The 11,550-nt window shown below is 64.8% G+C and carries 11 protein-coding genes; 6 read left to right on the forward strand and 5 right to left on the reverse strand.

What is annotated here, in order from left to right; all coding sequences use genetic code 11:
• Positions 1 to 10: 10 nt before the first annotated feature.
• The 4 genes from VGR99_RS29435 to VGR99_RS29450 all read right to left on the reverse strand — a co-directional run bounded on the left by VGR99_RS29435 (position 11) and on the right by VGR99_RS29450 (position 5,273).
• The gene (locus tag VGR99_RS29435; protein WP_326903472.1) at positions 11 to 1,630 is read right to left on the reverse strand and encodes an ABC transporter ATP-binding protein; all 1,620 of its coding nucleotides are present in this window, start codon (positions 1,628 to 1,630) and stop codon (positions 11 to 13) included.
• A 2-nt stretch (positions 1,631 to 1,632) separates the two neighbouring features.
• Positions 1,633 to 2,472 carry an ABC transporter permease gene (locus tag VGR99_RS29440; RefSeq protein WP_326903454.1) on the reverse strand — a complete coding sequence of 280 codons (840 nt, stop codon included), beginning with the start codon at positions 2,470 to 2,472 and terminating at the stop codon, positions 1,633 to 1,635.
• Positions 2,469 to 3,440 (reverse strand): ABC transporter permease, encoded by a 972-nt coding sequence (locus VGR99_RS29445; RefSeq protein WP_326903455.1) that lies wholly within the window; start codon positions 3,438 to 3,440, stop codon positions 2,469 to 2,471. The genes VGR99_RS29440 and VGR99_RS29445 overlap by 4 nt, the downstream gene beginning before the upstream one ends.
• Before the next feature lie 282 nt (positions 3,441 to 3,722).
• A complete protein-coding gene (locus VGR99_RS29450; RefSeq protein ID WP_326903456.1) occupies positions 3,723 to 5,273 on the reverse strand; it encodes an ABC transporter substrate-binding protein in 1,551 nt (516 codons plus the stop codon).
• A gap of 215 nt (positions 5,274 to 5,488) precedes the next feature.
• On the opposite strand from VGR99_RS29450, the gene VGR99_RS29455 reads away from it, so the two are divergent.
• The 4 genes from VGR99_RS29455 (at position 5,489) to irr (ending at position 8,286) form a co-directional block, all read left to right on the forward strand.
• Positions 5,489 to 6,151, forward strand: a complete 663-nt coding sequence (locus VGR99_RS29455; protein WP_326903457.1) for a TetR/AcrR family transcriptional regulator — start codon at positions 5,489 to 5,491, stop codon at positions 6,149 to 6,151.
• Between the two features lie 253 nt (positions 6,152 to 6,404).
• Positions 6,405 to 7,067 carry a DUF3313 domain-containing protein gene (locus VGR99_RS29460; RefSeq protein WP_326903458.1) on the forward strand — a complete coding sequence of 221 codons (663 nt, stop codon included), beginning with the start codon at positions 6,405 to 6,407 and terminating at the stop codon, positions 7,065 to 7,067.
• Positions 7,068 to 7,098: 31 nt separating this feature from the next.
• Positions 7,099 to 7,668 (forward strand): DUF2147 domain-containing protein, encoded by a 570-nt coding sequence (locus VGR99_RS29465; protein WP_326903459.1) that lies wholly within the window; start codon positions 7,099 to 7,101, stop codon positions 7,666 to 7,668.
• A gap of 144 nt (positions 7,669 to 7,812) precedes the next feature.
• Positions 7,813 to 8,286 (forward strand): Fur family transcriptional regulator Irr, encoded by a 474-nt coding sequence (irr, locus tag VGR99_RS29470; protein ID WP_326903460.1) that lies wholly within the window; start codon positions 7,813 to 7,815, stop codon positions 8,284 to 8,286.
• Between the two features lie 7 nt (positions 8,287 to 8,293).
• On the opposite strand, the gene VGR99_RS29475 is transcribed toward irr, so the two are convergent.
• Positions 8,294 to 9,844 carry a winged helix-turn-helix domain-containing tetratricopeptide repeat protein gene (locus VGR99_RS29475; protein ID WP_326903461.1) on the reverse strand — a complete coding sequence of 517 codons (1,551 nt, stop codon included), beginning with the start codon at positions 9,842 to 9,844 and terminating at the stop codon, positions 8,294 to 8,296.
• Positions 9,845 to 9,977: 133 nt separating this feature from the next.
• Here VGR99_RS29475 and mddA point away from each other — a divergent pair, with 133 nt between their 5' ends.
• Both mddA and VGR99_RS29485 read left to right on the forward strand, forming a co-directional pair.
• Positions 9,978 to 10,766: a methanethiol S-methyltransferase gene (mddA, locus tag VGR99_RS29480; protein ID WP_326903462.1), complete on the forward strand. Its 789-nt coding sequence runs from the start codon at positions 9,978 to 9,980 to the stop codon at positions 10,764 to 10,766.
• 209 nt (positions 10,767 to 10,975) lie between these two features.
• Positions 10,976 to 11,398 (forward strand): GFA family protein, encoded by a 423-nt coding sequence (locus VGR99_RS29485; protein WP_326903463.1) that lies wholly within the window; start codon positions 10,976 to 10,978, stop codon positions 11,396 to 11,398.
• Positions 11,399 to 11,550: the final 152 nt, after the last annotated feature.

Below are 11,550 nucleotides of genomic sequence, written 5' to 3' on the forward strand. Positions count from 1 at the left end.
ATCGGCCGAATCACGCCGCCGGCGCGCGTTCTTTCCGTCCCGGCACAGCGGCCAGCAGCTCGCGCGTATAGGCGTGCTCCGGCGCGGCGAACAGCTGCGCGGTCGGCTTCAGCTCGACGATGGCGCCGCGCTGCATCACCGCGATGCGGTCGCAGATCTGGGCGGCGACGCGCAGATCGTGGGTGATGAACAGCATCGAGAGGCCGAGGCGCGCCTTGAGATCTTCGAGCAGCCGCAGCACCTGCGCCTGCACGGAGACGTCGAGCGCGGAGACGGCTTCGTCCGCGACGATGATCTCGGGCTCGAGCGCGAGGGCACGCGCGATGCCGATGCGTTGGCGCTGGCCGCCGGAGAATTCGTGCGGATAACGTTCGAGCGCGCCGGCATCGAGGCCGACCATCTTGAGCAGATCGCGGGCGCGGTCGAACGCGACCTTGGGATCGGTGCCGGCCGCGATCGGGCCGTCGGCGATGATGTGGCCGATCTTGCGCCGCGGATTGAGCGAGGCGAACGGATCCTGAAAGATCATCTGGATGCGATGGCGCTCGGCGCGCAGCGCCTTGCCCGATAGCGAGGTGAGATCGGTCTCGCCGATCCGCACCGTGCCGCGGTCGGCCTCGATCAGCCGCATCGCGAGCCGCGCCACCGACGATTTGCCGGAGCCGGATTCGCCGACGAGGCCGAGCGTCTCGCCCTTGAGGATATTGAAATTGACCTCGCGCGCGGCGTCAACGCGGCGGTCCTCGCGAAACCAGCCGCCCGACGTGACGTAGGTCTTGTCCAGCCCGATCACCTCGACCGCCCTGGCCTGGTCATCGAGCGGCGCGCGTGTCGGCGGATCCATCGACGGCACGGCGGCGAGCAGCGCCTTGGTGTAGTCGTGCTGCGGCTCGTTGAAGACGGTGGCGGCCGGACCTTCCTCGACGACCTTGCCATGGCGGAGCACCACGACCTGGTCGGCGATGTCGGCCACGACGCCAAAGTCGTGGGTGATGAACATCACCGCCATGTTGCGGTTACGCTGCAGGTTGCGGATCAGCTTGAGGATCTGCGCCTGCGTGGTGACGTCGAGCGCGGTGGTCGGCTCGTCCGCGACCAGCACGGCCGGCTCGAGCGCGAGCGCCATTGCGATCATGGCGCGCTGGCGCTGGCCGCCGGAGAGCTGGTGCGGATAGGCGCGCACGATGCGCTCGGGGTCGGGCAGGCCGACCTCGCGCGCCAGCGCCAGTGCTCTCGCGCGTCGCTCCCTGGACGTCAGCAGGCCGTGGGCCTCGAACATCTCGGCCATCTGGTCGCCGATGCGCATCAAGGGATTGAGCGCGGTCATCGGCTCCTGAAAGATCATCGCGAGGCGGCGGCCGCGCAGATCGCGCCAGCCGTCGTCGTCGAGCTTGAGCAGGTCGCGACCTTCGAACTGGATCTCGCCGGAGGTGACCGAGACCGTATCAGGCAGCAGGCCCATCAGCGCATGTGCGCACATCGACTTGCCGGAGCCGGATTCACCGACGACGCAGACGATCTTGCCGGGCCGCAAGTCCAGCGAGACGCCGTCGACCGCGAAGGGACGTTCGGCGCCCTTCGGCAGCTCGATCCGCAAATTCTTGATGGAGACGGCTGGCGGGGCGGTCATCATCAGCGGCCCTCCCGCGACAGGCGCGGATTGAGCGCGTCGTTGAGGCCTTCGCCGATCAGATTGAGCCCGAGCACCGAGATCAGGATGGCGACGCCGGGGAACACGGTGATCCACCAGGCCTGTCGGATCACGGTGCGGCCGGCGCCGACCATGTAGCCCCAGGAGATCAGATTGGGATCGCCGAGGCCAAGGAACGCCAGCGAAGATTCCAGCAGGATCGCGGTGGCCACCATCAGCGAGGCCAGCACGATCACCGGCGACAGCGCGTTCGGCAGGATCTCGCGCAGGATGATCCAGGTGTTGCTCTGGCCGGTCACGACGGCCGCTTGCACATATTCGCGCGTGCGGAGCGACAGCACCTCGCCGCGCACGAGGCGGGCGACCGGCGGCCAGCTCACCACCGCGATCGAGGCCACGATCGAATAGATCGAGGGCTGCAGGATCGCGACCAGCACGATGGCGAGCGCAAAGCTCGGAATGGTCTGGAAGAACTCGGTGAAGCGCATCAGGCCGTCGTCGACCTTGCCGCCGAAATAGCCGGCCATGGCCCCGATGGGAACGCCGACGACCAGCGCGACCAGCGTCGAGACGAGGCCGACCAGCAGCGAGACGCGGGCGCCAAAGATCACGCCGGCGAACACGTCGCGCCCCAGTGCGTCGGTGCCGAGTGGTACGGTCGAGAGCGTGAACGGCGGCAGGAACGGCCGCTGCACCATGCGCCAGGGCGAATTCGGGAACAGCATCGGCCCGAACACCGCGACCGAGATCGCGAGCAGCAGGATGATGAGCCCGATGACGCCGCTGGGGCTCTTCAGCATCGATTTCCAGAACTGTTTCATGAGGCGAATTCGATGCGCGGGTCGACCAGGCGGTAGACGAGGTCGGTGATGAGGTTGAAGATCAGCACCATGGCGGAGCAGATCACGAAGACGCCGAGCAGCAGGTTGTAGTCGCGCTGCAGCAGCGCGTCGTACATCAGGCGCCCGATGCCGGGCCAGGCGAACACGGTCTCGGTGATGACGGCGCCGCCGATCAGCGTGCCGGAGTGGACGCCGGCGAGCGTGACCACGGGCAGCAGCGCGTTGCGCAGCACATGGCGGCGCTGGATCACGCCGTCGGAAAGGCCCTTCGCGCGCGCCGTCTTGACGAAGTCGAGGCGCTTCACCTCCAGCATCGAGGCGCGCGTCATGCGGGTATAGGTCGCCATGAAGAACAGGCCGAGCGTCATCGCCGGCATGATCAGGTGCTTTGCGACGTCGACCGCGTGGGCGAAGCCGGTGAGGTTGGCGCCGACCGTCTCGTAGCCGAAGCTCGGCAGCCAGTCGAAGGTGACCGAGAACAGCAGGATGCCCATCAGCGCCACCCAGAAGATCGGCATGGCATAGAAGACCAGCGCGAACACCGTGATGCCGGTGTCGAGGAACGTCCCGGCAAAGCGCGCGGCGAATGTGCCGAAGAGCACACCGAGCGCGAGAGAGATCGCGAATGCGGTGAGCGTCAGCAGCAATGTCGCCGGCAGCCGTTCGCCGATCAGCTTGGCGACCGGCGCCTGCTGGCGGAAGGAGAAGCCGAGATCGAGGGTGACGACGCCCTTGACGTAGATGAAGAGCTGCTCGGGCAGCGGCTTGTCGAGGCCGAATTTTTCGCGGAGCTGCTTGACGAAGACCTGGTCGCTGGCGCCGGCTTCGCCCGCCATCACGACGGCGGGATCGCCGGGTGCGAGCCGGATCAGGAAGAAATTGAGGACGACGATCGCGAGCAGGACGATCACGCCCTTCACGACACGCTGAGCGACGAAAGAGAGCATAGTTAGTGCGATGCTTGTTTGACGAGAGGGTCGCCACAGCGACGTTGCGCTCCCTCTCCCGCTTGCGGGGGAGGGTTGGGGTGGGGGTGCTTCCGCAGTGGGGATCTTCGAGTGGAGAGAGCCCCCACCCGCCGCGCTGCGCGCGTCGACCTCCCCCGCAAGCGGGAGAGGTGCAGCGAGTTCGCGGCGAGAGAAGGAGTCATTCGGTTGCAGCTATGACAGGTAGATCAATCGCAGCATGACACCGCGCCGGGAAATCGCCGCGGTGTCGCATGCAGCTCATCACTTGTCGAGCCATGCGTCCTTGAAGCCGTCATTGACCCCGATCCCGGTGGTGATCAGGTTCTTGACCTTGCAGCGCGTGATGGTCGGGAATTGCAGCTCGAGCATCCAGGCCACCGGCACGTCCTCGACCAGGATCTTCTGCGCCTTCTCGTAGATCTCCTTGCGCTTGGAATCCGGGGTCGCGACCGCACCGTCGGCGAACAGCTTGTCGATCTCGGGGTTGGTGTACCCCTCGACGTTGTTGAACTGCTGGCCCTTGGCAATGGCGCTGGAGACGTAGTTGCGGCCGACGCCGAGGGCGGGATCGCCGTACTGGTAGAGATAGGTGAAGGCGATGTCGTAGTCCCAGTCGCCGATTTTCTGGTTGCCGCCGGCAACGTCGGTGGCGATGGTCTCGATGTTCATGCCGACGTCCAGGAGGTTCTGCTTCACCGCTTCACCCCAGCGCTGCCAGGTTTCGCCATAGGCGAGCGGCAGCAGGCGGATCTTCTCGCCCTTGTAGCCGGCTTCCTTCAGCAGCGCCTTGGCCTTGGCCGGGTCGTACGGATACTTCTTCACGTCGTCGGTGTAGTACTTGATGGTCGAGGCGGACGGGCCGGTCGCGACCTTGCCGAGCCCGTTCCAGATCACGTCCTTGGCGAAGTCGCGATCGATCGCATACATGATCGCCTGCCGCACCCGCTTGTCGGCGAGCGGACCCTGGCGGTTGTTGAGCCACAGCCAGGCCAGCGGCGAGAAGAACTCCCAGCCGGCGCCGGTGACGCAGGTGTCCTTCAGCTTCGACAGCCGCGGCACGTCGAAATTCTCGACCGAGCCGCCGGGCAGCACGTCGACCTTGCCGGTCTCATAGGCCACCGAACGCGCGGCGGCGTCGGGGATGATCTGCCAGTAGATCTCGTCGATATAGGGCTTGCCCTTTTCGTAATAGTTCGGGTTCTTGACCAGGCGAATGAACGAGCCCTTCTGCCATTCCTTGAACATGAACGGGCCGGTGCCGACAGGCGCGTTGTTGTAGGGATTGGTCTTGAAGTCGGTGCCTTCATAGAGATGCTTCGGTACCATCGGCATCGAGCCGACCTCGAAAATGCCGAGGAACGGGCCGAACGGCTGCTTCAGCGTGAAGACGACGGTGTAGTCGTCGGGCGCCTCGACCTTGTCGACCTGCGCGAGGTTGTTGCGGGCGCGCGCATGGGTCTGCTTCAGCATCTCGATCGAGAACAGCACGTCGGCGGAGGTGAAGGGCTTGCCGTCATGCCAGGTAACGCCCTTGCGGAGCTTGAAGGTGTAGGTTTTAGCGTCCTCGCTGACGCTCCAGCTCTCGGCGAGTTCCGGCTGCGGCTCGAGCTTGGGGCTGTAGCGCAGCAGGCCCTCGAAAATGTTGCCCGACACCATCTGGGTCGGACCATTCTGGATCATGGCGAGCATCAGGCCGGGCGGCTCGGGCTGGATCACCGCATTGATCACGCCCCCCGTCTTCGGCTCTTGCGCCAGAGCCGGGGCCGCGAGCCCGCAAGCCAGGAGGAGACCAAGCAACACTCGTTTTGGCATGTCGTATCTTTCTCAAGCGAGACCGGCCGTAAACGCTTCGCACGTCATGGCGCGCAAAGCTACGGCCGGCCCATCCCAGTCCCCATCCGGTATCAAGGCTCACATAGTCTCATTCGGCGCCGCAAGATGAAAGTCTCGACAGCGTTCGCACAAAAAATGTACAGCGCGTCCGGTTTTCACTTGATTCATTCTCCTGTCACGGGGACAAGTCCGCCATGGACAACGCCACACGTTCCGAACGGTCCCGCAACGCTGCGCTGGAAGCAGCCATTGCGATCATCGCGCGCGACGGGCCCGGCCGGCTGACGCTCGATGCGATCGCGCGCGAGAGCGGCCTCAGCAAGGGCGGCGTGATGCATCAATTCCGTACCAAGGAAGCGGTGCTGAAGGCCATGCTCGAGCGCCAAATGGCGCATTTCGAGGAGTTCTCGACAGAGTTCATGGCCAAGGTGAGCGCGACCTCGGCGAATCCCAATCTGGCGACCCAACTCGCCACGATCCGGGAAGCGGCAACCTCGCCGAATTCCGCCGCGCTGGCGCTCGTTGCGGCCATGGTGGAGAATCCCCGCCTGATGGCGCTGCCGCGCGAGCGCGAGATGGAGCGGATGGCGGCGATCAGGGAAGAGGCCGCCGATCCCGATCTTGCCATGCTGCGCTGGGCTGGCGCCATGGGACTGCTGCTGAGCTCGTTGTTCGGCATGTCGCCGCTCAACAAGGACGAGCACCAGCGACTGTTCGCACGTCTTGTCGACGACGCGCAGTGGGCTGGCCACGAGCAGCCGGCTCCGACGCGCATGGCCAAGTCCGCGACCAAGTCCGCTGCGAAATCCGGGGCGGCGTCGGCGGCAAAGCCCGCAACCCCGCGCAAACGCGCCTGATTCACCGTTAACGAATTACGATCGGCGCCTGCACAAATCCGCGCCTGCGGCCAAATGCGCCAGACCACGCATTTTGAACTTTACAAACCAACTAGTCGGTTTTATAAACGGAAACACTGAGACGGCCCAAGGCATCTGAAAAGGCCCCGGACGATGCCTTGGCCGGCAATGGTGAGCGCCGCAGCCGCGTCTGGTCCCTAAATGCGGCTGCGGTCGCCATTGATCTCCCAAGAAGCCGCAAGAGGAGTCTGGAATGGATCGCTCGATCGCCTTGCGCGGTCTGGGAACGCTGGCGCTTGGCGCGGCCATGGCCGGCTGCGCCTCGGTCGCGCCCGTGCCCTATTCGGAGATGGCGTCCTCGGCCTACATGGCCCGGGACAAGTCGGATGCCTCCGGCCGGGTCCCCTACCGCTATTCCACGCCGGTCGACTGGCGTGCGTATAACAAAGTGATCCTCGATCCCGTCGTGGTCTATCGCGGCAGGGATCATCAGTTCGGCGACATGTCGGACAAGGACAAGGCGACGCTCGCCGCCTACATGCAGAACAGCTTCGCCGATCGGCTGCGCGGCCGCTTCGCCCTGGTGCGCGAGCGCGGGCTGAACACGCTGCGGATCAGGCTGACGCTCACCGGCGCCGTTACCAACACGCCGGTGCTCGGCACGCTCTCCCGCTTCGACATGGCCGGCGCAGTCTACAACGGCGTGCAGGCCGCGCGCGACGGCGAGGGCATGTTGACCGGCTCGGTGATCTACGGCGTCGAGATCTTCGATGCCGCGACCTCGCGCCTGATCAGTGCCTACGTCACCAAGCAATACCCGGGCGCCTACGACATCAAGGCCAGCGTCGGCGCGCTCGCGGCCGCAACAGCCGGCCTCGACAAGGGCGCCGACGCGCTGATGGCGCAGCTGAACTGACGCCGCAACCCTGCAACGAAAGGTGCCGCTGATGAACATTCTGCTTCGCTTCGTGCTGCGAGTGGCGATCACGATCGTGATGATGGTTTTGGGCGGCCGCGCCGGCGCGGCTACGTCCAGCGATCCCAGCGGTACGTGGCTGGTCGAGGACGGCCGCGCGCGCATCCGGCTCGAGCGTTGCGGTCCGTCGCGCGACCGCATCTGCGGCTTCATCGTCTGGATGAAGGAGCCGGCCGACAAGCGCGGCCAGCCCTATCGCGACAAGGAAAATCCCGATCCCGACAAGCGCGCCCGCGCGCTGCTCGGCCACCAGCTGATCATGGGCCTGGCGGCGACGCCCGAGGGCCGGTTTGCCGGCGACATCTACAATGCCGAGGATGGCAAGTCCTACTCGGTCTCGATCTGGCGCGAGTCCTCCGATCGTCTCAAACTCAAGGGCTGCCTCATCAAATTCCTGTGCCAGACCCAGACCTGGCAGCAGACCCTCGACGTGCTGCCCGGCCAGCTCGTCGGCCTGACCGGCGATCTCAACGGTCCCCGCGCCGACAAGGAATGGGCGACGGTTCCTGCGCCGAAGCCGATCCAGGCCAAGGCGAGGTAGCAAGGCGAAGTAGTAAGTAGCAGGGCGAACAGCCCCAACGTCTGCGAATTTGATCCGGATCAAAGCGAAGGCGCCGCTTTTGCGATCCGATGGCGGGACGCGCAGTTTGCGCGTGCGACCGGTCAACCGCGAGACGCAGCGGCAATGGACGTCCTCCCCACTCTTTCCGAAACCGATTCAGACGAAGTCGCTGTGCCGCCCGAAGACGAGGCGGCGGCGCGCTGTGTGCAACTGCTTTGCGATGCGGGCCTCAGGCCGACGCGCCACCGCCTGGCGCTCGCCCGCATGCTGCTTCTCGGCGATCATCGCCACGTCACCGCGGAAGGTCTCTATGATGAGGCGATGGCGGCCAATCTCAGGCTGTCGCTTGCGACCGTCTACAACACGCTGAACCAGTTCACCGATGCCGGCCTGCTGCGCCGGATTGCGGCCGACGGCATCAAGTCGTTCTTCGACACCGACACGTCGGTGCATCCGCACTTCTATCTGGAAGGCGAGGATGTGCTGGTCGATGTCGCCGGCGGCCTCACCTTCAGCAAGGTGCCGGACCCGCTGCCCGGCCACGACATCGCGCGGCTCGACGTCATCGTCCATCTGCGCCGCAAGCGCGTGCGGTAACCCTGCTTTAGCGCAATCCCGCCCGGCGGAATCCTTCCAGATAGTGCTCGCGATCCGCGTCATTGGCCCACGGCAGTTGCGTCGCGACCCAGTGCAGCGAGATATTGGGCTGGGTGCGGCGGAGCTCGCCCAGCGCCAGCTCCGAAAGCGCGCCGTCGCCGGTCATGCCGGCGGAGACTGCGAGCACACGGTAGGCGCCCGTGAGATCGCCGCGATGTCGGATCGCCTCGCGCGCGAGCGTGACGGCCTCGTCATAGTGCCGCTCGGTGAAGCGCGCATAGCCGGCGATGCCGTAATAGATCGCCAGCGACGGATCGCGCGGCGAGAGCCTGATGGCCCTCTGCGCTGCGTCGTAGGACTCCCGTGACCGCCCGGCATAGGAGAGCGCCAGCGCGTAATAGCCCTGCGCCAGCGAGAAGTTCGGGTTGAGCGCCAGCGCCTGCTCGAACTCTGACAGCGCGTCCGAAAGCCTGCGCGTCGAGAAGAAGACGCTGCCGAGCGCGGCATGCGCCCAGGCATCCTCGTGGTCGTGGCGCACCGCGGCCAACGCCGCGGCCTCCGCGATCGGCGCCGTCGTGGCGAGCTCCGCCCAGCCGAGATGCACGCCGAACATGTGGCTTGCCGCGAGCACCGACAGCGCCTGGCCGTAATTCGAATCGATGGCAATGGCGCGTTCGAGCAAGGCCTGTGCGGCCTCGTGGTCCTGCTGCGTCACCCGCCAGTAATGCGACAGCGCGCGCATCAGCAGGTCCCAGGCATCCAGGCTCGCGGGCGGCTTGCGGTCGGCGCGGAAATTCTCGGCCGCATGGATCTGCGGTTCGATCGCCGCCACGATCGCGTTGGTGATGTCGTCCTGCACGGCGAAGACGTCGACCAGCTCGCGGTCGTAGCGCTCGGCCCAGAGATGGCTGCCGGTGGTGGCGTCGTTGAGCTGCGCGGTGATGCGCACGCGATTGTCGGCCTTGCGCACGCTGCCCTCGACGATGTAGCGCACGCCGAGCTCCTCGGCGATCTGCCGGATGTGGACTGCGCGTCCCTTGTAGGTGAAGGACGAGTTGCGGGCGATCACCATGAACCAGCGCTGCTTCGACAGCGCGGTGAGGATGTCCTCGCTGATGCCGTCGCCGAAATAGTCCTGCGCGGGATCGCCGCTCATGTTCTCGAAGGCGAGCACCGCGATTGCGGGGCGGTCCGTCACGACGCGCGGCGGCGCGGGGGCGGGTTCCACCGGCGCGAGCGTCACTGCCGTTTGTTCCCGAACCTCGCCGACGAAGCGAAAGCCCTTGCGCGGGATGGTCTTGATCAGCCGCTGCGTCGCGCCGTCGTCGCCGAGCGCTTTTCGCGCGGCATTGATTCGGCTGTTCAGCGCGGAGTCCGAGACGATGCGGTCGCTCCAGATCTGGCTGATCAGGTCATCCTTGCTGACCACTCGGGCGCGCTGCGCGACCAGGTAGAGCAGGAGATCGAACACCTGCGGCTGCAGCGGAACGGCTGCGCCGCGGCAGGTCAGTTCCCGCAGGTCGCCGTCGAGCACGTTGTTTTCAAAGAGAAATCTCACGTTTCTGTCGTCTCAAGCAAAAATCAAAGTCGTCTCAGGCGAAAATCAACCGTCTGCGAAAGTCTGGGAACGTCCGATCCGGCATGGTGCGAAGACCAAACAGTGCCGATGCCTCGGCACAACGGAGCTTTCCATGTCCCACATTGATCACCAGGTTCATTCGATCGGCCCGGAGGTTGCGGGCTCTCGCATTTTCAAGTTCATCGCCTTTCTGTACGGAATTGCGGCATATCTCGTGTTTTTCGTCACCATTCTCTACGCCATCGGCTTCGTCATGGGGCTGGTGGTGCCGAAGACCATCGACACTGGAACCGACACGTCGACGGCAGAGGCCATCATCATCAATCTCCTGCTGATGACGCTGTTCGCGGTTCAGCACAGCGTGATGGCGCGCAAGCAGTTCAAGGCGTGGTGGACGCAATTCGTCCCCAAGCCGGTCGAGCGCTCGACCTATGTGCTGTTCGCGAGCCTGTCATTGCTGCTCCTGTTCTGGCAGTGGCGTCCGTTGCCTGCGGTCATATGGGAGGTCGAGAACCCCGATTTTGCCGTGACGCTGGTCACGCTGTCGCTCGCAGGCTGGGTGCTGGTGTTCACGAGCACCTACATGATCAATCACTTCGAATTGTTCGGCCTGCATCAGGTGACCAACCACCTCATCGGCAAGGAAGAAGCGCCGGTGCGGTTCAAGACGCCGATGCTCTACAAGTTCGTTCGTCATCCGATCTATCTCGGCTTCATCATCGCGTTCTGGGCGGCGCCGGTCATGACGGCGGGACATCTGTTGTTCGCGGCCGTGACCACCGCCTACATCTTCGTCGGCATCGCGCTGGAGGAGCACGATCTCATCGAACTCTTCGGCGACGAGTACCGGCAGTACAAACAACGAGTGTCGATGCTTATTCCCTGGCGCCGATCGGTATAGCGGTCGCGTCTTTCCGTCGCGTCCGCCGAAAGGAGGACGCGAGGCGGCGCAGAGCCGGGTAACGCAAGCATCGCATGTGTTCCGTCCCCTCAACGTCCCCGGGATGACTCCCCCTCATCCCGACGCCTCTCCCCGTATCCGTCTTCACCGAGGTCTCGTGTGAACCGGAGCGGGAGAGGATTTCCCCTTTCATTTAATGGAGAAGACCAATGAAACATGTCGGAAATTGCTTCTGCGGCGCTGTCACGGTCGAGGTCACGGGCGCGCCGGAGGCGATGGGTTATTGCCATTGCCGGTCCTGCCGCTCCTGGTCGGGCGGACCGGTGAACGCCTTCAGCCTGTGGAAGCCCGAAGCCGTGCGCATCACCGAGGGCGCCCAGCACGTCGAGACCTTTGTCAAGACGCCGCTCAGCCAGCGCAAATATTGCAAGAAGTGCGGTGGTCATCTCATGACCAACCACCCGCCGCTCGGCCTCGTCGACGTCTTCACCGCCACCCTCCCGACGCTTGCCTTCACCCCCGGCGTTCACGTCAACTATTCCGAGACGGTGCTGCCGATGCGCGACGGTCTGCCCAAGCTGAAGGATTTCCCGGCCGAGTTCGGCGGAAGCGGCGAGATGATGCAGGAGTAGCGTGTTCTTTGCCTCTCCCCGCTTGCGGTAGGGCGATCGCATATGGAAAAATGCTTGTTGCGCTCAGCACTTGCGAGGAGACTCTTTCGAGCGGCGTAGCTCGCTCTTCGCGGTTCGATTCTGTTTTGTTCTCGATCCGATTCCGCAGCTTG

It is taken from the genome of Bradyrhizobium sp. (assembly GCF_035935975.1).
Lineage (GTDB): Bacteria > Pseudomonadota > Alphaproteobacteria > Rhizobiales > Xanthobacteraceae > Bradyrhizobium.